Annotated in this window: 20 protein-coding genes; 17 read left to right on the top strand and 3 right to left on the bottom strand. The window is 59.9% G+C overall.

Features of this window, described 5'->3' with window-relative positions:
• Window positions 1-593 (bottom strand): LysR family transcriptional regulator (locus P8X48_04170; GenBank protein ID MEJ2106515.1); only part of this gene is annotated, 593 nt, incomplete at its 3' end.
• Window positions 594-782: 189 nt separating this feature from the next.
• Here P8X48_04170 and P8X48_04165 point away from each other — a divergent pair.
• The 7 genes from P8X48_04165 to P8X48_04135 all read left to right on the top strand — a co-directional run bounded on the left by P8X48_04165 (window position 783) and on the right by P8X48_04135 (window position 7,965).
• The gene (locus P8X48_04165) at window positions 783-2,204 is read left to right on the top strand and encodes a form I ribulose bisphosphate carboxylase large subunit (GenBank protein ID MEJ2106514.1); all 1,422 of its coding nucleotides are present in this window, start codon (window positions 783-785) and stop codon (window positions 2,202-2,204) included.
• 60 nt (window positions 2,205-2,264) lie between these two features.
• Entirely contained in the window at window positions 2,265-2,621 is a 357-nt protein-coding gene (locus P8X48_04160; GenBank protein MEJ2106513.1) for a ribulose bisphosphate carboxylase small subunit, read from the top strand.
• 108 nt (window positions 2,622-2,729) lie between these two features.
• Complete coding sequence (locus P8X48_04155) at window positions 2,730-3,539, top strand: CbbQ/NirQ/NorQ/GpvN family protein (GenBank protein ID MEJ2106512.1); 810 nt, start codon at window positions 2,730-2,732, stop codon at window positions 3,537-3,539.
• 2 nt (window positions 3,540-3,541) lie between these two features.
• A complete protein-coding gene (locus tag P8X48_04150; protein ID MEJ2106511.1) occupies window positions 3,542-5,854 on the top strand; it encodes a VWA domain-containing protein in 2,313 nt (770 codons plus the stop codon).
• A 36-nt stretch (window positions 5,855-5,890) separates the two neighbouring features.
• The gene (locus P8X48_04145) at window positions 5,891-6,493 is read left to right on the top strand and encodes a histidine phosphatase family protein (protein MEJ2106510.1); all 603 of its coding nucleotides are present in this window, start codon (window positions 5,891-5,893) and stop codon (window positions 6,491-6,493) included.
• Window positions 6,494-6,626: 133 nt separating this feature from the next.
• Window positions 6,627-7,022 carry a hypothetical protein gene (locus P8X48_04140; GenBank protein ID MEJ2106509.1) on the top strand — a complete coding sequence of 132 codons (396 nt, stop codon included), beginning with the start codon at window positions 6,627-6,629 and terminating at the stop codon, window positions 7,020-7,022.
• Window positions 7,023-7,083: 61 nt separating this feature from the next.
• Window positions 7,084-7,965, top strand: a complete 882-nt coding sequence (locus P8X48_04135) for an adenylate/guanylate cyclase domain-containing protein (GenBank protein ID MEJ2106508.1) — start codon at window positions 7,084-7,086, stop codon at window positions 7,963-7,965.
• Window positions 7,966-7,985: 20 nt separating this feature from the next.
• Here P8X48_04135 and P8X48_04130 read toward each other — a convergent pair whose 3' ends face one another.
• Window positions 7,986-8,711 carry a hypothetical protein gene (locus P8X48_04130; protein MEJ2106507.1) on the bottom strand — a complete coding sequence of 242 codons (726 nt, stop codon included), beginning with the start codon at window positions 8,709-8,711 and terminating at the stop codon, window positions 7,986-7,988.
• 258 nt (window positions 8,712-8,969) lie between these two features.
• Here P8X48_04130 and P8X48_04125 point away from each other — a divergent pair, with 258 nt between their 5' ends.
• Both P8X48_04125 and P8X48_04120 read left to right on the top strand, forming a co-directional pair.
• Window positions 8,970-10,793 carry a protein kinase gene (locus P8X48_04125; protein MEJ2106506.1) on the top strand — a complete coding sequence of 608 codons (1,824 nt, stop codon included), beginning with the start codon at window positions 8,970-8,972 and terminating at the stop codon, window positions 10,791-10,793.
• 14 nt (window positions 10,794-10,807) lie between these two features.
• Window positions 10,808-11,131, top strand: coding sequence for a hypothetical protein (locus P8X48_04120; GenBank protein ID MEJ2106505.1), 324 nt, complete (start codon window positions 10,808-10,810; stop codon window positions 11,129-11,131).
• 23 nt (window positions 11,132-11,154) lie between these two features.
• Here the strand turns inward: P8X48_04120 and P8X48_04115 are convergent, their stop codons facing one another.
• Window positions 11,155-11,487, bottom strand: coding sequence for a hypothetical protein (locus P8X48_04115; protein MEJ2106504.1), 333 nt, complete (start codon window positions 11,485-11,487; stop codon window positions 11,155-11,157).
• A gap of 215 nt (window positions 11,488-11,702) precedes the next feature.
• Between P8X48_04115 and P8X48_04110 the strand changes: the two genes are divergently transcribed.
• From P8X48_04110 to P8X48_04075, 8 genes are all read left to right on the top strand, one after another.
• Entirely contained in the window at window positions 11,703-12,605 is a 903-nt protein-coding gene (locus P8X48_04110) for a phosphoribosylaminoimidazolesuccinocarboxamide synthase (protein MEJ2106503.1), read from the top strand.
• Between the two features lie 554 nt (window positions 12,606-13,159).
• Window positions 13,160-14,242: a multicopper oxidase domain-containing protein gene (locus P8X48_04105; GenBank protein MEJ2106502.1), complete on the top strand. Its 1,083-nt coding sequence runs from the start codon at window positions 13,160-13,162 to the stop codon at window positions 14,240-14,242.
• Window positions 14,163-14,489, top strand: a complete 327-nt coding sequence (locus P8X48_04100) for a multicopper oxidase domain-containing protein (GenBank protein MEJ2106501.1) — start codon at window positions 14,163-14,165, stop codon at window positions 14,487-14,489. The genes P8X48_04105 and P8X48_04100 overlap by 80 nt, the downstream gene beginning before the upstream one ends.
• Before the next feature lie 19 nt (window positions 14,490-14,508).
• Window positions 14,509-15,639: a porin gene (locus tag P8X48_04095; GenBank protein ID MEJ2106500.1), complete on the top strand. Its 1,131-nt coding sequence runs from the start codon at window positions 14,509-14,511 to the stop codon at window positions 15,637-15,639.
• Between the two features lie 11 nt (window positions 15,640-15,650).
• The gene (locus P8X48_04090) at window positions 15,651-16,043 is read left to right on the top strand and encodes a hypothetical protein (protein ID MEJ2106499.1); all 393 of its coding nucleotides are present in this window, start codon (window positions 15,651-15,653) and stop codon (window positions 16,041-16,043) included.
• Between the two features lie 59 nt (window positions 16,044-16,102).
• Window positions 16,103-16,558: a c-type cytochrome gene (locus P8X48_04085; GenBank protein ID MEJ2106498.1), complete on the top strand. Its 456-nt coding sequence runs from the start codon at window positions 16,103-16,105 to the stop codon at window positions 16,556-16,558.
• Between the two features lie 78 nt (window positions 16,559-16,636).
• Window positions 16,637-17,131 carry a cytochrome c gene (locus tag P8X48_04080; GenBank protein ID MEJ2106497.1) on the top strand — a complete coding sequence of 165 codons (495 nt, stop codon included), beginning with the start codon at window positions 16,637-16,639 and terminating at the stop codon, window positions 17,129-17,131.
• 43 nt (window positions 17,132-17,174) lie between these two features.
• On the top strand, window positions 17,175-17,567 hold the full coding sequence (locus tag P8X48_04075; GenBank protein MEJ2106496.1) for a DUF302 domain-containing protein: 393 nt from the start codon (window positions 17,175-17,177) through the stop codon (window positions 17,565-17,567).
• Window positions 17,568-17,856: the final 289 nt, after the last annotated feature.

Genomic DNA, 17,856 nt, shown 5'->3' with positions numbered 1-17,856 from the left:
CGCTCGCGGACCACGAAGGTCTCTTCCTGCAGGCGCGAAACGGGAATGTCCTTGCGGCCGACCAGGGGGTGGCCGGCGGGGGCGATCACCACCAGGGGATTGTCCATGAACGCCTCCGTGACCAGGTTCAGGTCCGCCGGCGGGCGACCCATGATCACGAGATCGGTCTCGTTTGCTGCCAGTTGGTTGAGCAGGCCGCGGCGGTTGGTCACGTCCAGGCTGACGGTCACGCCCTCATGCTCCTTGGCGAAGGCGGCCAGCAGGCGCGTGGCGAAGTAGTTGGCCGTGCTCGCCACGGATACCTTGAGCTTTCCCCGTCGCACGCCCTTGAGTTCCTCCATTACCGCCTCCGCCTCGTCCAGCTGCTGGGCAATGGAGTGGCTGTAGGCGAACAGCTCCCGCCCAGCCTCGGTCAGGTACACGCGCCTTCCCAGCTGCTCAAACAAGGGCAGGCCTACATTTTCTTCCAACTGCTTGATTTGCATGGAAACTGCCGGTTGGCTGAGGAACAGCTCCTGGGCCGCCCTGGTGTAGCTCAGGTGGCGGGCGACGGCGTCAAATACGCGTAACTGGCGAAGGGTAAGATTTTTCACGGACCAACTATATCATAAGTAAATACTTATGAAACTGATTATTAATATTGAATTTACTTTATGGTTCCGGTCCCTATAATTCACCGTCCATTCGCCGGGGTATTTTGTGGCGACCCTTGGCCGGGATCAACGAAATGAACCGCGGCCTGGGGCAGGATCGTTTTTTTGCCAATCAACAGGAGGACTGCCATGGCAGTTAAGAGCTACAGCGCGGGCGTAAAAGAGTACCGCGAAACGTACTGGATGCCCGACTACACGCCGAACGAGACCGATCTCCTGGCCGTGTTCAAAATCACGCCGCAGGAAGGTGTGCCGCGTGAAGAAGCTGCCGCCGCCGTGGCCGCGGAAAGCTCCACCGGTACCTGGACCACCGTGTGGACCGATCTGCTGACTGACCTGGACTATTACAAGGGTCGCGCCTACGCCATCGAGGACGTACCGGGCGATGACACCTGCTTCTATGCCTTCATTGCCTACCCGATCGATCTGTTTGAAGAGGGTTCCGTGGTGAACGTGTTCACTTCCCTCGTGGGTAATGTATTCGGCTTCAAGGCCGTGCGCGCCCTGCGCCTGGAAGACGTGCGCTTTCCCATTGCTTATGTGATGACCTGCAATGGGCCACCGAACGGTATCCAGGTCGAACGCGACAAAATGAACAAGTACGGCCGTCCGCTGCTGGGTTGCACCATCAAGCCCAAGCTGGGTCTGTCGGCCAAGAACTATGGCCGCGCCTGCTACGAAGGTCTGCGTGGTGGTCTGGACTTCACCAAGGACGACGAGAACGTCAACAGCCAGCCCTTTATGCGCTGGAATCACCGTTTCGATTTCGTCATGGAAGCCATCCACAAGGCCGAGCAGGAGACCGGCGAGCGCAAGGGTCACTACCTGAACGTCACCGCGCCGACCCCGGACGAAATGTTCAAACGTGCCGAGTACGCCAAAGAGCTGGGCGCACCCATCATCATGCACGACTACATCACCGGCGGTTTCTGCGCCAACACCGGTCTGGCCCAATGGTGCCGTGACAACGGCATGCTGCTGCACATTCACCGCGCCATGCACGCCGTGCTCGATCGCAACCCGCACCACGGTATCCACTTCCGCGTGCTGACCAAGATCCTGCGCCTGTCCGGCGGCGATCACCTGCACACCGGCACCGTGGTCGGCAAGCTGGAAGGCGATCGCGAGTCCACTCTGGGCTGGATCGACCTGTTGCGCGAACCCTACGTCAAGGAAGACCGCAGCCGCGGTATCTTCTTCGACCAGGACTGGGGCTCTATGCCCGGCGCCTTCGCTGTCGCCTCCGGCGGTATCCATGTCTGGCACATGCCGGCACTGGTCACCATCTTCGGTGACAACTCGGTGCTGCAGTTCGGTGGCGGTACCCTGGGTCATCCCTGGGGCAATGCCGCCGGTGCCGCCGCCAACCGCGTCGCCCTGGAAGCCTGCGTGGAAGCACGCAACGAGGGTCGCGCGCTTGAGAAGGAAGGCAAGGAGATCCTTACCGAGGCCGCCAAGAGCAGCCCCGAGCTCAAGATGGCGATGGAGACCTGGAAGGAAATCAAGTTCGAGTTCGACACCGTCGACAAGCTGGACGTCGCCCATAAGTAAGGGCAGATCCGGGCAAAGTTGAACCGAATTCGAACCCTTTAACGAGTTGAGGAAACAATCATGGCAGAAATGCAGGACTACAAATCGAGCCTGAGTGATGTCGATAGCCGCAAGTTCGAGACCTTCTCCTACTTGCCGGAGATGGACAAGGACAAGATCCACAAGCAGGTGGAATACATCGTGAGCAAGGGCTGGAACCCGGCCATCGAGCACACCGAGCCGGAAAATGCCTTCAGCCATTACTGGTACATGTGGAAGCTGCCCATGTTCGGCGAAACCGACGTGGACAAGATCCTGGCCGAGGCGGATGCCTGTCACAAGGCCCATCCGAACAACCATGTGCGCCTGGTGGGCTACGACAACTACGCCCAGTCGCAGGGTGCGGCCATGGTGATCTACCGCGGCAAAGCGGTCTAAGCCAGGTTCAGGGTAAACAGCAGTAGCAGAGCCCCTGACCGGTTTGCCGGACAGGGGCTTCTTTTTTTACGCCGGAGCGATCGCAAGATCGATTCAGGAGAATCAGATATGAGTAAAGCGGATACCCAGCAGTACATCGTCAAGGAAGAGCCGTACTATCGCGAAGTAGCCAACGAGATCGAGCTGTACGAAGCGGCCTACAACGCCCGCATGCCGATGATGCTCAAGGGACCCACCGGCTGCGGCAAGTCACGCTTTGTCGAGTACATGGCATGGAAGCTCAAGCGTCCACTGATCACGGTGGCCTGTAACGAGGACATGACCGCATCCGATCTGGTAGGCCGATTCCTGCTCGATAAGGAAGGGACCAAGTGGCAGGACGGCCCCTTGACCACGGCCGCGCGCATCGGCGCGATCTGTTACCTCGATGAGGTCGTCGAGGCGCGTCAGGATACGACCGTGGTGATCCACCCGCTGACCGACCATCGCCGGAATCTGCCCCTGGACAAGAAGGGTGAGTTGATTCAGGCGCACGAGGATTTCCAGCTCGTAATCTCGTACAACCCGGGTTACCAGAGCCTAATGAAGGATCTGAAACAGTCCACCAAGCAACGTTTCGGTGCACTGGATTTCGAGTATCCGGAAGCGGAACTGGAAGCGGAAATCGTTGCTCGCGAAGGTGGAGTTGATTCCGAAACCGCTGGCAAGCTGGTACAGATCGCCCACCGGGCCCGCAACCTCAAGGGTCACGGCCTGGACGAAGGTATTTCCACGCGTCTTCTGGTATACGCCGGCCAGCTCATCAGCAAGGGCATCGAACCGGAGGTCGCCTGCAGCATGACCATGGTCACGCCTTTGACGGACGATCCGGATATGCGCGACACCCTGAATGCCGCGGTCCAGACCTTCTTCGGCTAGAAATGACCGTAGATTTTGAAAACTACAGGGATTGTCTGAAGGACGCCGACCCGGAGGTGCAGAAAGTCGTGGAAGGCACCTTCCATGAGGCGGCACGCATCATGTCTCCCGCAGGGCTCCAGGACTATCTCGAGGGCGGCAAGGGCCTGTGCAATCTCGGCCGCGGCCCGGATTTGGTGGTTTCCTACCTTCAGGAAATGCCACTGGTGGTGAAGGAATGCGGCGAGGACGTCATTCGTGACTGCCTGAACGCGGCACTCAAGCTGTCGTCCATGACCTCCGGTGAAGTCATTTCCCTGATGTTCTCGAGCCTGCCAACGGCCGCTCGCCGTCTCGGCGATCCGGAGTTGTTGCGCGGCTATCTCACCCTCATCCATCAGCTGTCGGCCCGGGCCTCCCGCGGCCTGCGTCCCATGTTGACGCATATCGATGAGCTGCTTTCCAAGCTGACTCTCAGCGGCCTGAAGCGCTGGGCCAACTTCGGGGCAGAGGCCTATCGCCGCGACCTCAACAATCTGGTCAAGTATTTCAACCTCGAGACCCAGGACTCGCGCGCGGTGCTGCAGAAGGAACGGCGCGGAACACTGTTCATCGACAACCAGCGCAAGCTGAATTTCTATCTTCGTGCCCTCTGGGGCCGGGACTTTTTCCTGCGTCCGGCAGCCGCCGACTATGAGGGTTTCCGGCCCTATATCGACCATCACGTGCTGCATCTTCCGGATGCGCTCGACGATCTGGGTCCGGTCAAGGGCCTCGAATTGTATCGTGCCATGACCGGACATCTGGCGGCACACATTCAGTACACGCGCAGTCGCATCTCCGCCGAGGCCCTGAGTCCGGCGCAGATGTTCTTCATCGGCCTGGTCGAATACAAGGCGGCACAGGAATTCCCGGGCCTGGGCAAGCTGTGGAAGAGCATCCATGAGTTGCCGCGCGAAGCAGAGTCGAAGCATCCCACCATGGGTCTGCTGGAGAAGTACGCACGGGCGCTTCTGGATCCCGGCTACGCGACCGGCGACGCGGAACTGGATACCCTCGCGCAGAAGTTTCATGCGAACATCGTCGCCAATCAGGACGACAACAACTTCTCCTGGCACATTGGTATCGAGCTATTCAATATTTTCGCCGAGCGTCGCGATGTTCCCAGCCTGCGGATTCTGGAATCCATTCGTATTCCCTATCGCGACGACAATCGCTTTGTCTGGGAATTCGAGGAGCTTGCCTGGGAAGAGGGTGTGGAATACATCCCGGCCAGCCAGCGCCAGGTACGCAAGACGGTCTCGGTCATGGAGATGGTCAACGAGCTGGACTGCGAACTAGCAGGCGACGACGCGCAGGAAATCTGGCGGCTGGAGACCCCGTTCTACCTCGATCAGGAAGGTTGCACGATCAATGAACTGGAGGGCAAGGAGCCGATCTCCGATCCATTCCACTATCAGGAATGGGATTACCAGGTGCAACTACATCGCCCCGACTGGACGACCGTCTACGAGCGGCGGCCGGCAAAACACGATCCGGACGAGATCGAGGCGATCCTGACCGAATACAAACCGGTCACGTTCCGCATCAAGCAGATCATCGATATGCTGACCCCGGAAGGCGTGCAGCGGGTGCGCAACATGGAAGACGGGGACGAAATCGATATCAACGCGGCCGTGGACGCCATGGTATCCATCCGCATGGGCGAGCAACCCAATCCGCGCATCACCATGCGCAATGTAATCAAGTCGCGCGATCTGGCAGTACTGATCCTGCTGGATCTGTCGGAATCCACCAACGAGACAGTGGAGGGATCGGACAAAACCGTGCTTCAGTTGACACGGGAGGCGGCGACCCTGGTGGCGACGGCCATCAATGGCATCGGCGATCCGTTTGCCATTCACGGCTTCGCTTCCGACGGCCGCCACGACGTCCAGTACTTCCGTTTCAAGGATTTCAACCAACGCTTCGACGACGACGCCAAGGCCCGGCTCGCCGGAATGCGCGGCGGTCTTTCCACGCGCATGGGCGCGGCCATGCGCCATGCCGCCGATCAGCTATTGCGCCAACCGGAGCGGCGCAAGCTCCTGTTGCTGGTGACCGATGGCGAACCGGCGGACATTGACGAACGGGATCCGCAGCATCTTCGCTTCGATACACGCAAGGCTGTGGAAGAACTGTATACCCGGGGCGTCCTCACCTACTGCCTGACCCTGGACCCGAATGCCGACAACTACGTGAGACGCATCTTTGGCGCGAACAACTACACCATCATCGATCATGTCCAGCGCTTGCCGGAGAAACTTCCGGTGCTGTTCGCGAGTCTCACGTCCTGACGCAAGTCGAAGTCCCTCAGTCGCTACAGGCACGCCATGGAAACAGTGATTGACCTCATTCGCCACGGGGAGCCGGTGGGCGGTCGCCGCTACCGTGGCCATTCCATCGATGATCCACTGTCCGAAAAGGGCTGGGCGCAGATGCGCAATGCCGTCGGCGATTACAATGAGTGGGACCGGATTGTCAGCTCGCCCTTGTTGCGGTGTCGGGAGTTCGCCGAGGAGCTGGGTGGCCTTCGTCGTTTTCCGGTGGCGGTCGAGAGCGACCTGCGTGAAGTCGGGTTCGGTACGTGGGAGGGACATACGCCAGATGAAATCGCGTCCTCGGATCCCAACGCCTATGATTCTTTCTATCGCGACCCGGTCCATTGTCGGCCCACCGGAGCCGAGCCACTGGAGGAGTTCGTGGGTCGCGTGACGCGGGCCCTTGAGGAAATCGTGCGGCGCTGCGCGGGAGAGCGCATTCTCGTCGTTTCCCATGCCGGTGTCATGCGCGCGATTGTAGCCGCGATTGTCGGCGCGGGACCGCAAGCCATGTACCGGATTCAGGTCCGCAATGCCGGTGTCTCGCGGATTCGCTACGGTCGCTTCGGGCCAAGACTGGAAATGCACAACGCCAGGGTCTTTTCTTCGGATTAGGGGCTCCGGGCATTTTCGCGCTTCCTCGCTGCCGCGCTGGGACACACTGATTGACGAAGGTGGGCTTGCTTCGGGACCCCGGGCGAGCCATGCTTTCAATAGTAGCGGTATCCTGCGGAAAACCCTGAACCATATGAGAACGCGTGTGGACGATATGCCGGTGTACGAATCCATGTCTACCATGGTGGATGCCGCGCATTACAACCGAATTCACATCGCGCTGGGTCGTATCGGTTCCCCCTTGCGCTACAATCTGCCCCGACTGCGTGGACTGGAGATTGTCCTTGACCAACGCCTGTGGGTGGTCGTTGACGGCACGCGCCAGGACCTGCCTGTGCTCGCCTGGAGCGATTTCGAAGCGGCGGCACGGGAGGGAATCGACCGGCCGGTTTCGTGCCGATTGCGCCTGTATCATGCACAGGGCGGCATCATTACCACCTCAGCCCTGGACCAGTTGAGTGAAGCGTTGGAACGTGATCTGCAAGAACGGGGAAGCAACGGCGGCCACGGAACGGTGGCGGCTTTCTGATACTCGGGCAATCAACACGTACTGCAAGGAATGCGTCCGATAGGGGCAGGAAAGGAAGGAAATGGATCAGTACGAAAAGACCGCCGTGATGTTCGTCGACGTGGAGGGCAGTACCCGCCTGTACGAGTCGCTGGGAGACCAGGCCGCACAATCCCTGATCGAGCGATGCCTTGAAACCGTTTCGGACGTGATTCGGACCTGCGACGGAGCAATCATCAAGACTATCGGTGATGAGGTGATGAGCCGGTTTGCCAATGAGGATCGCGCCGTTGAGGCGGCCTGTGCAATCCACGAACGTCTTGAGAGTCATCAGGAACCGGAAAGCATGCCATCCGTCCGGATCGGCCTGCACTATGGCCTCGCGATCGAAAAGGACGGGGATATTTTTGGCGATGCGGTGAACGTTGCAGCCCTGGTTACGTCGATTGCGAAGGGCAAGCAGATTATCACGACCGAAGAAACGATCATCAATCTTTCCCCGGAGCACGTCGCGCTGACCCGGAAGTTCGACAAGACCCGGGTAAAGGGCAAGGAAGGCGAGGTGACCATCTATGAAGTGCTCTGGCGCCCTGATTCCGCGACCGAAATGCACACCGCCATTACGGGTACAGTCGATGGTGCGACCTTGTTGAGCCTTGGTTACAGGGGCAAGGACTTTGCCATCAAGGCAAACGGACCTGACTTCCTGATTGGCCGCGATCCGCGCTGCGATTTGATCGTGGAGTCAAACTTCTCTTCCCGAGTCCACGCGCGCATCGAGTACCGCCGCGGGAAATTCGTGCTGATCGATCAAAGTACCAATGGCACCTATATCACCATCGAACAGCAAAGTGAGATCTACATCAAGCGCGAAGAGCTGCCTCTGGTTGGGGTGGGAGCGATTGGGCTTGGCGAAAAGCCAGGTTCGGACAACGAAAATATTATCCGCTATGCATGCCTTTGACAGGGTCGCGGGGTGCGTGCCTACATCGGGAACACGAAACCAAACGAAAGAACGCTGATGTCTTTCCGTACCGACAGGGTATTCAATTCCGACCTGTAGTCTTTCAGCCTGAGGGATATAAAGTAGTTGCCCTTGTCGTGGATCCGGCTGTTCCAGCTCACGCCGAAGCTGAAGCCACTGGTCGTACCGGTGTCATTGATTGGAACGGTTCCCGCGTTGTCCTTGACCAGCAGGCTACTGCCCATCAGCGCGAAAGCGACATTGAGACTGATCGAACTCTTTTTTCCTATGTCCTTCCGGTAGTTGGTGCCCAGGAAGGGTCCACTGTCGATGTATTGGGTAAGCACTGCGGTGGGGGACGTGTTCTGCGTGTCAATAATCGAGGTTTTGCCGTAGGAGATTCCCGTGAAGACCGACAGGGAATTGAACAGGGAGTAGCCCGCGACCAGCCCGAGATCCTCGCGCTTGACCTGCCGGATGAATGAGGACCCGTAGATATAGTCGGCAGTCAGGGGCAGCTCGGTGTTGATGCGCAGGTAGAACCGCTTCCTGGCCGCGGTGAGGCCGAGATCCAGCATATTGAAACTGCTTTGGTCCTGGGTCGCCGTCGATCGATTGAATTTCAGGTTGGTCATTCCGTAACCGACACTGGGTACGATCGTCCAGTCGCTGGCCAGTGCCGGCGTGGAAAGCAGGCATCCGGCCACCAGTGAAACGGCAAGAACGCGGTTCAGGGGAGCGCGCATGTTAATACCTTTCCTATTTTCTTGGCTTATGTCGTCCAAATATAGCCTATCGCCCGCACCAATCCAGCGAGGTCGTGCCCCGGGGCAGGACGCGAATTCGCGGTTTCCGCCGGCCTCCCGGTTTGCGTTCCGCGCGCGGGCAAAGCCCAGGGTTTCGGCGGCCGGTCGCTGGATTTGTGCAGTTTCCAGCACCTATAATTTGAAGACCTTATCGCATCCTCAAGAAAAGACAGGATTCCGGGCAATCGAAAGCTGAGCATGACAAGCACCAAAGACAAGACGGAACTGCCCGAAATTCCCGGTTTTCGTATGTTGCGCGCGCTCGGGCGCGGCGGTATGGCCCAGGTCTACCTGGCGCTGCAGGAATCCATGGACCGGGAAGTGGCCATCAAGGTCATGCTCCCGGCCCTGCATGTCGATGATTCGTTCTCGGAGCGATTCCTGCGTGAGGCCCGGATCTCGGCGAAACTATCCCATCCGAATATCGTTTCCGTGTACGACGTCGGCGTGGCTAACGGAATGTACTATCTGGCCATGGAGTATCTTCCCGGCGGCGATTTGAAGGAACGGCTCCGCAAGGGCCTTCCCATCAAGGATTCCTTGAGGATCATAAGGGAGATCGCGGGGGCGCTGGATTTTGCCCACAAGAAGGGATTCGTCCACCGCGACATCAAGCCGGAGAACATCCTGTTCAGCCAAACCGGTGCGGCCGTGCTTTCTGACTTTGGTATCGCCCGGGCTTCCGATGGCGGCACCCACCTGACGGCGACGGGATCCATCGTTGGTACACCGCACTACATGAGTCCCGAGCAGGCCCAGGGAAAGCCGGTGGATGGGCGCTCGGATCTGTACAGCCTTGGCATTGTTTTTTATCAAATGCTCGCGGGCAAGGTTCCGTTCGAAGGGGATTCGGCACTTTCAATCGGCATCAAGCATATTCGTGATCCCATTCCCGAACTGCCAAGGCAGGTCAGGCCATACCAGCCGTTCGTAGCGCGGATGTTGGCGAAGAAACCGGACGACCGCTGGCAGACCGGTGCGGATGTTGTCCGTGCGCTGGAAATCATGGAACTGGAAGGGGAGGAACAGGGCAGTGCCACCATCGCCGCAACCGTCATTTCAGCCGAATCCGTCGATGCCAGGACCGAACTCCTCGAGACCGGTGCCGGGGAGAAGAAATCCAGGGCGCCGATGATCCTGTTCGGGCTGCTACTGGTTGCCGGTCTCGCCGGAGGCGCGTGGCTGTACACGAACGGAAAGATTCCGGGTCTTGCGATTCCGCAAGACGAAAAGCCGGTGGTAGCGGCGACCCATACAGCGAGCAAGCCGGAACGAATCGCATCACTCCTGTCCGCGGCCCGGAAGGACCTGGCGGCAGAACGCTACATGAAGCCGGAAAACAGGAATGCCTATGACAAGTATCGGGCAGTGTTGTCCCTGGACGCTGCCAATCCGGATGCCCTTTCTGGCATGCGGGCTATCGGTGATGTCTTCATCGCAAGCGCGCGAGCCAGGATCAAGAAGTCGCAACTGGATGCGGCAGCGGCCGATCTGGCTCGGTCCCGCCAGGTAGACCAGCAGAATCCCGAGCTCGCCGTGGCGGAAGGAGAACTGGCGGCCGCGCAGAAGAAAATCAGCGCGAGTCGGGAGGCGGCCCGGAAGCAGCAAGCCGCCCGGGCGGAGCAAGAGCGTCGCGCGACGGAAGCCCGCCAACGACAGGAAAAGGTTGCTGCCGAGCGCCAGGCCAAGATCGGGGGATATGTGCATGACGTCAATGCCTATCTGGATCCTATACGGTTGACGGAGGCGCGTGTGAAGCGGGCCTATGATGCCTATCAGTCAGCGCATCGGCTTGCCCCCAACGACCCATCCGTGAGACAACTCCCGGAGAAGATTGCCAGTGGGTACCAGGTCCTGGCTGACGACCAGCGGGCCGCAAGGCACTGGGATCATGCGAGACGACTGGTGAAGGAGGGTCTTCTGGTGCTGCCCGATCACCGTGGCTTGCGGACCCTGTCCGCCCGCATCGACGACGATGAGGCCAATGCACCCAAGGTTCGCCGGACATTCGGCGGTTTCTAGGCGGAGATTTCTTCGTGTTTGGATACTTCAGACAGGCGGGCGTGTTGCGATTGGTCCTCCAGGCAGTGGACCTGGCATTCATCGCCGTTGCACCGTTTTCGGGCGGTGAGATCGCCTATACCGGCTGGAAGATCCTCACAACCCTGGTCGTACCGGCCATCGTCCCGATCCTGTTTTTTGGGACGCTGCTCGACGTATTGATGAACCTGGTGTTCCGTGCCGATAGCGATGATGCCGCGCGGCGCAAACGACACCTGAACAATCTGTTGGTGGATCTGCTCTTGTTGGCGGGACTGCTGGTGGCCTGGGTCCCGTATTTTCTTACGCTCGGAAGCTGAGGCCCGGGCGGTTCGGACCCGCGTCAGGATCGTTGGCTTTGTGGATTGTGCAGGTGACTCAGGGCTTCCTGCGCGGGGACATCCAGGTCCGAAAACTCGATGCGGGCGCCATTGGCGGCGATATCCCGTACATGGCCCTTCAACAGGTGGGTCTCGCTGCGGCCCCGGTGCTGGTGCACGAACACCAGCTGTACCGTGGCGTCGCGGCGCAGGACCCGGATATTTCCGAATTCGATGAAGGCACCGTCCAGGCCTATCTCCTGGATGCGGTGAAGATGGAACCCGGAACCGTTGTACCGCACCATGGCCCGAAGGGCCGGTGTCTTGTTGTGATTTCCCCCGTATTTGTTGCTCAACTGCGTCGATCTCCAGATACCCGTAGGGGAAATACTAGTCGGCAGCGGGAAACCGGCCACGGCGCCGGTCGGGAAAAATCAGCAGCTTATCGGCCCTTCCGGTACCCGGGTTGCCGTTGCGCGTCCATGGCTGGCCCGTGCGCACGGCTCGACGGCCCTCGTCCTGCTGGGTATGCTTTGCGCCCGCACGAGCCGGAAAATCAATCGGGGGCAAAATGAACGCGGTACCAGAGATCCTGTTCGATTCGGAGATTCAGAGTCTGGAACTTGTCCATCGCGGCAAGGTTCGCGATATCTACGGTATCGACGACGACTTCATGTTGATCGTGACCACCGACCGTTTGTCTGCGTTCGACGTTGTGCTGCCCACGCCCATTCCGGGGAAAGGGGCCGTGCTCACGGCGACCTCCAATTTCTGGTTCGACTTCTTCCGCGATACGGTTCCCAATCATCTCGCCGACATTCCCCTGGAACAGGTGCTGCCGGACCCGGCCGAACGGGCCCAGGTTGAAGGGCGCGCGATCGTGGTCCAGCGGCTCAAGGCCCTGCCTGTGGAAGCCATCGTGCGCGGCTATTTGATTGGCTCGGGGTGGAAGGACTATCAGAAGTCAGGCGCCGTGTGCGGCATTCCGCTGCCGGCAGGTCTGCGTATGGCCGACAAGCTGCCCGAGCCGTTGTATACCCCCTCCACCAAGGCTGCGGTAGGCGAGCATGACGAGAACATCGATTTCGATCGCACCGTGGAATTGCTCGGGCGCGAACTGGCGGAACAGGTGCGCGACGTGAGTCTGAAGCTGTACACGGAGGCGGCTGCCTATGCCCTGAAGCGCGGCATCATCATCGCCGACACCAAGTTTGAATTCGGCGCGGATGCGGACGGCAAACTGATTCTGATCGATGAGGCGCTGACGCCGGACTCGTCCCGCTTCTGGCCTGCCGATCAGTATGAACCAGGTTCCAGTCCCCCCAGTTTCGACAAGCAGTACGTGCGCGATTATCTCGAGACCCTCGATTGGGACAAGACACCGCCCGGCCCGGAACTGCCGCCCGAAGTCGTGCAACGCACGGCGGAAAAATATCAGGAGGCCTTGCGCCGCTTGACCGAAGACGCTGGTTGAGGGAACTCCCGGCGTATTCCCGGGGTCGGAGAAAAAAGCGGTGTCCACAGGTCTTTCTGGCAGTCGGCCCCGCCCACCCGTTAGAATCTGTTTATGAATCTGTCTGCTAGCCGAAGAATCGCATTGTTGCTGATCGCAGCACTGGTCCTCGCACCGGTCCACGGTGCTATGGCCGCCGTGTCGCACACGCACGGGTCCCCGGCGCAGCCTGCGCATGTATCTCACCCGGCAAAACACGCCGTGGCCGAGGCACCGCACTGTCCGGATTGTGATTCGCAGCAGTGCCAGCAACATACGGATTGCGCAGTTGAGTGCGGCGCCGGCTGTTCCGGCTTCGTCAGTCTGATTTCCACTATTCCACCTTCCGTCGCATCGATTTCCGTCGCATACAACAGGTCCAATACCCCCTTTCCTCCAAGCGAGTCCCGTTTTCGGCACGAGCGCCCGCCCCGCGACATCGTCTAGCCCCAATCCAGATCTCCATCGCTGAACTTCCGTGCCGTGCGCCGGAAGTGCGGCGTACGTTCTGAAACTCTCTGACTGGAGGACTATTCATGTCCGGGAAAAAAGACTTGCCCGTGGATCGTGATCCCGCGGGCACTGAAGATAGCGAAAAGGTCTCGCGCTCACGGCGCGGATTCCTGCGCAACGCCCTTGCGGCGACCGGCGGTGTCGTCGCCGCTGGCACCGCCCTTGGTGCCCGCGCCCAAACCATGAACATGGACCACGCCGCCATGGGTCATTCCATGAACGGCTACGGCTCGATGATGTTCATGAAGGACCATAGCGGCCACATGATGGGCGGCCTCATCGAACCGCCGGGTTCGCCCGCCGACCACGAGGTTGACTACAAGGTCTTCGACATCGACATCCGCATCACGCAGCATGAAATCCTGCCTGGGGTGAAGGTGCATATGTTCGCCTTTAACGGCCAGGTGCCAGGACCGGAGTTCCATGTCACCGAGGGTGACTGGGTCAAGGTCAACTTCACCAACCGCACCGAAGAGATGCACACCATCCACTGGCACGGCATCACCCTGCCGTACACCATGGATGGCGTGCCCATGATCACCCAGGACCCGGTGCATCCGGGGCAGACCTTCGTGTATCGGTTCCAGGCCAAGCCTTCGGGCACGCGCTGGTACCACTGTCACTGGGGTACACCACTCCATGCAACCCATGCCATGCACGGCGCCTTTATCGTGCATCGCAAGAAGGAGCCTCTGAAGAAGCGCTTCCCGTACAAGCGTGATTACACCTTGATGCTGGAGGCCTGGGACATCGATTTCGCGCGTGAGGAGATGAATGAACTGCTTCACGGCATGAAGGAAGTCAACCATCTGATGGCTGAGGGCAAGCTGGACTACAAGACCCACGGCTTTTTCAAGAATTACGCCGAGTTCAAACAGGCGGTAGAGTCGAAGGAATACATCGCTCCGTATCTGCAGAGCCGCGCCAACGGNNNNGTATCTGCAGAGCCGCGCCAACGGCCTGCACATCAATCACAACTTCTTCGGCATCAACGGCAAGTCCTATCCCGCGACCAAGCGTATCGGTATCAAGCAGGGGGAATGGATCCGCGTGCGCCTGATCAATGCCAGCGGTTTGACCCACCACATGCATCTTCACGGGCATGATTTCTGGTGGGTGGCGCAGGATGGCAACGACCTGTCGGAGCCGCGGCGGCTCAATACCATTCATGTCGAGCCGGGCGGAACCTACGACATCATGGTCTACGGCGACAACCCGGGGTTCTGGACCTTCCACGACCACAAGACCACCCATGCCACAAACAACGGTATCTATCCGGGCGGCATGCTGACGGTACTGGAGTACGAGGACTTCACGCCCACGTACACGCCTTCGGTATCGGTGGACCAATGAAGAATTTGAGAGGTGCGAAATGAAAAAACCTATTGCATGGTTTGCGGCGCTTTTGGTGCTGGCGACATCGGCCACTGCACAGGCGCTGGAGGTGGATCGCAAGGTCCAGCCGCGGGTGACCGTCGGCGGGCGCGTAATCACTACCCTGGACAGCGACGAGGAAATCAACCTGTCCGATTCCACCGTGGCGTTGCGGCTGGACAAGCGTCTGTACGAGGGCGGGGTTGCCGGCGCGGTTCTGGGAATCAAGGAGCACGACAGTGCCGTGGATTTCAATCAGATGCATGTGTTTTTCTGGAACCAGGATGTCGGTATCAAGGCGGGTCGTACGCGTCTGCCCAACACCATGATCGAGTTCCCCATCCTGCGCGACGACGACATGCTGTCCGTGACCCTTGTGGCTAACGCATCGTCGGATGACGAGTACGACCAGATCTATGGTCGCGTGGCATCCCTGGACTGGTACACGGATCGCAAGAACCAGACGGCGACAATCTGGGCGGGGACCCGGCGCAACGGCGCCGCATTTGCCGGTGCCGTGGACGGCATTGACAGCTACGGAGTCGGTTACCGCTATAGCCGTCCGGAGCCGTACCAGTATCTGGAGCGCATCCGGCAGGCGGGGATCATGGTCGACGCCCAGCGCGACAGCCAGGGCGGCAATCCCTGGATGCAGTCGGTGATCGTCGGCACGGAGTTCAATCTCAATCTCGACCCGCGCAAGAACTGGTCCATGGGCGTGCAGGGCATCGTCGGTAACGGGGTTACCGGGGTTGCCGACCTGAACACCCTTTCCAATCGCGCCCGGGCGAAGTCCAATGCCGTGGTTGTCGGTCTGCGCTACACGCGCCGACCCTTGCTCCTGACTCGTTGGCAGGTCGGTCTGACCGCGGGGTTCAAACAGTACCCGGACTTCAGTAACGCAAACGAGACCCATGTCGCCGCCAGCTATGTCTATCGCATGGGCTCGGGCCTGGACCTGCTGGCCCAGGTACGCAACCGCCAGATCGGCAGCGGGATCGTCGATCCCGATTTCGCCAGCGAGAACCGGGTGCAGATCGGCCTCGCCATGAACCTGCAGGCTACCTACAACGACCACATCGGGGAGCGGAATTCGATTCTGAACCTCGAACACGGTTATATCGAATAATGGAGGGCAAGATGAGATACAAGACAAGAGTTGTGGCGATCGTCGCAGTCGCCCTGGCAATGACCCTGGGCGCGCCATGGGCCAGCGCCCAGGACGGCAGTCATGCAGGACACGCAATGGATCACAGTGCCCACATGGCAATGCCGGCACCGGGTAAACTGGGGAGGCTGGATCGGGTGCCGGACAGCGGGCGCGCGCGCGAGGCCGGTTCCGACGGGCGCTATGCCATGGAATCGACTACGGTCAAAGCTTCCCTTGCAACCCGTTGCGCCCAGGCCAGTCGTGGCCTGATCATGCTGGATAATGCCGGCTGGAAGGCCTGTGGCGGCAAACCCAAGGGCGCGCCAACGGGACCGAAACCGGCACCGGCGACGCACGGGGGCCATGCCGGGCACAACATGTAATATGTGGGTCCCGCGTCGCCCTGGTGGCGTCGCGGGATCCACTGCTTTGGGAGACTAGCTTGACGAAGAAGCACCTGATTTTCATTGCTGCAGTCTTGTCGCTCGCGGCTTGTGGAAAGAAATCGCCACCCCCAAAGGCCGAGATCGCACCGGTTCGCACATTTGATGCCGCCCTGGTCGAACGGGGCCGTATCGCATACCAGAAGAACTGCGCAAGTTGTCACGGGGATCATGCGCAGGGAGCACCCGACTGGCACAAACCCGATGCCAACGGAAAATGGCCTCCTCCTCCCCTGAACGGCACCGGTCACGCCTGGCACCATCCACGCGCCGCACTGGAACGGACCATCCGCGATGGCACCATCGTCCTGGGTGGCAACATGCCGGCCTGGGGTGACAAGCTAACCAGGCAGGACATTGACGCAATCATTGCGTGGTTCCAGCAGAAGTGGCCGGACGAGCTGTACGCGGCGTGGTGGCGCATGGACCGCCAGTCAGCGGCCGGAGGACAGTAGTCGAGCGCCCGTTCTCATCTTCGGCCCGTACCCGTATTATTGCGTCCGTGCTGCTGGATTTTCTATGGGATTCTATCGATGAAATGGTTCCGCGTAGCACCGCTGCTGCTTCTTGTCCTTGTTGCCGCCTGTGGCAAGAAGGAAAAGACCGCCGCGCCGAAGGAGACATCCAGGGTGGAAGCGCCCGCGGAGGGAGCGCCGGTGTTCGATATCGAACGCATTAGCCGGGGCGCGGCCCTGTACCAGTCCCATTGCGCCCAGTGTCACGGACCCCAGGCACAGGGCCATCCGGACTGGGAACGTGGGCGCAAGGAAGGCTTTGCCGCCGCGCCGCCGCTCAACGGTACTGGTACGGACTGGAAGCTCACGAAGAAGCAGATGATCGACATCATTCGCAACGGGAAAAAACTGAATGGTGTCCCGGTGATGCCGGCGTGGAAGGGCCGGGTCGAGAACAGGCAGATCGAGGACATCATCACCTGGTTCCAGGCCACGTGGCCGGCCGACGTCTACGAAACCTGGCGTCGCGCGAATTCCACCAACGGGGAAGGGGAGAAGCGCGGCAGCGGATAAGCCGTCTGTCGCAAGTTCACCAACGCGAAGAGAGGCTTTTTTCATGTACGGATTCAGTATCAAGCTCGAGGGGAGCTTTGACGAGGTGTTGCAGCGCGTAACCGAGGCGCTGAAGGAACAGGGCTTTGGCGTGCTGACGGAAATCGATGTCAGCGCCACCATGAAGGCGAAGCTGGGCGCCGCAATGCCGGCGTACCGGATTCTTGGCGCCTGCAATCCGCCTTTGGCGCACAAGGCCATTACCGCCGATCCCGACATCGGTTTGTTGCTTCCCTGCAATGTCGTCGTGCGCCAGGAGGAAGACGGCAAGATCACGGTCGCGTTCATGGATCCGGCGGCGGTACTGGGCCTGGTCGACCGCGAGGAGATCTCCGCCCTGGGCGCCGAGGTGCGCGGACGGCTGGAAAAGGTGCGCGACCAGCTTCGGGCGGCCTAGCCGACGCCAAACCACTCGTTTCCGGTGCCCAATGTCCCCATGGACTGCCGGGATATGCCGGCAGTCTTGAGCCGGACATTGTTGATATTGGTCAAGGCCGGTATTCGCGCGCGGGCCTAGTCTGGCTTCGCCGGGGCGACGGTCCCTGGAGTTCTTCTCCGAGCTGCCCCGAGCAAGGTGTAGTGGTACCTTTTTGTCTTGCATTCGAGGAGATTCCCATGATGAACAAGAGAGCGAGCATGACCGCGGTGTTGTTGTGCGCCCTTGGCTTGACCATGGGTGGCTTGGT

Source organism: Acidiferrobacteraceae bacterium (assembly GCA_037388825.1).
Taxonomy (GTDB): Bacteria; Pseudomonadota; Gammaproteobacteria; order Acidiferrobacterales; family JAJDNE01; genus JARRJV01.
This window is presented reverse-complemented; position numbering and strand designations above follow the sequence as displayed.

Excerpts from the sequence above, each read along its gene's own strand:
- P8X48_04165 (MEJ2106514.1), top strand. The coding sequence starts at position 783 with ATGGCAGTTAAGAGCTACAGCGCGGGCGTAAAAGAGTACCGCGAAACG.
- P8X48_04160 (MEJ2106513.1), top strand. The coding sequence starts at position 2,265 with ATGGCAGAAATGCAGGACTACAAATCGAGCCTGAGTGATGTCGATAGC.
- P8X48_04155 (MEJ2106512.1), top strand. The coding sequence starts at position 2,730 with ATGAGTAAAGCGGATACCCAGCAGTACATCGTCAAGGAAGAGCCGTAC.
- P8X48_04150 (MEJ2106511.1), top strand. The coding sequence starts at position 3,542 with ATGACCGTAGATTTTGAAAACTACAGGGATTGTCTGAAGGACGCCGAC.
- P8X48_04145 (MEJ2106510.1), top strand. The coding sequence starts at position 5,891 with ATGGAAACAGTGATTGACCTCATTCGCCACGGGGAGCCGGTGGGCGGT.
- P8X48_04140 (MEJ2106509.1), top strand. The coding sequence starts at position 6,627 with ATGAGAACGCGTGTGGACGATATGCCGGTGTACGAATCCATGTCTACC.
- P8X48_04135 (MEJ2106508.1), top strand. The coding sequence starts at position 7,084 with ATGGATCAGTACGAAAAGACCGCCGTGATGTTCGTCGACGTGGAGGGC.
- P8X48_04130 (MEJ2106507.1), bottom strand. The coding sequence starts at position 8,711 with ATGCGCGCTCCCCTGAACCGCGTTCTTGCCGTTTCACTGGTGGCCGGA.
- P8X48_04125 (MEJ2106506.1), top strand. The coding sequence starts at position 8,970 with ATGACAAGCACCAAAGACAAGACGGAACTGCCCGAAATTCCCGGTTTT.
- P8X48_04110 (MEJ2106503.1), top strand. The coding sequence starts at position 11,703 with ATGAACGCGGTACCAGAGATCCTGTTCGATTCGGAGATTCAGAGTCTG.
- P8X48_04095 (MEJ2106500.1), top strand. The coding sequence starts at position 14,509 with ATGAAAAAACCTATTGCATGGTTTGCGGCGCTTTTGGTGCTGGCGACA.
- P8X48_04090 (MEJ2106499.1), top strand. The coding sequence starts at position 15,651 with ATGAGATACAAGACAAGAGTTGTGGCGATCGTCGCAGTCGCCCTGGCA.
- P8X48_04080 (MEJ2106497.1), top strand. The coding sequence starts at position 16,637 with ATGAAATGGTTCCGCGTAGCACCGCTGCTGCTTCTTGTCCTTGTTGCC.
- P8X48_04075 (MEJ2106496.1), top strand. The coding sequence starts at position 17,175 with ATGTACGGATTCAGTATCAAGCTCGAGGGGAGCTTTGACGAGGTGTTG.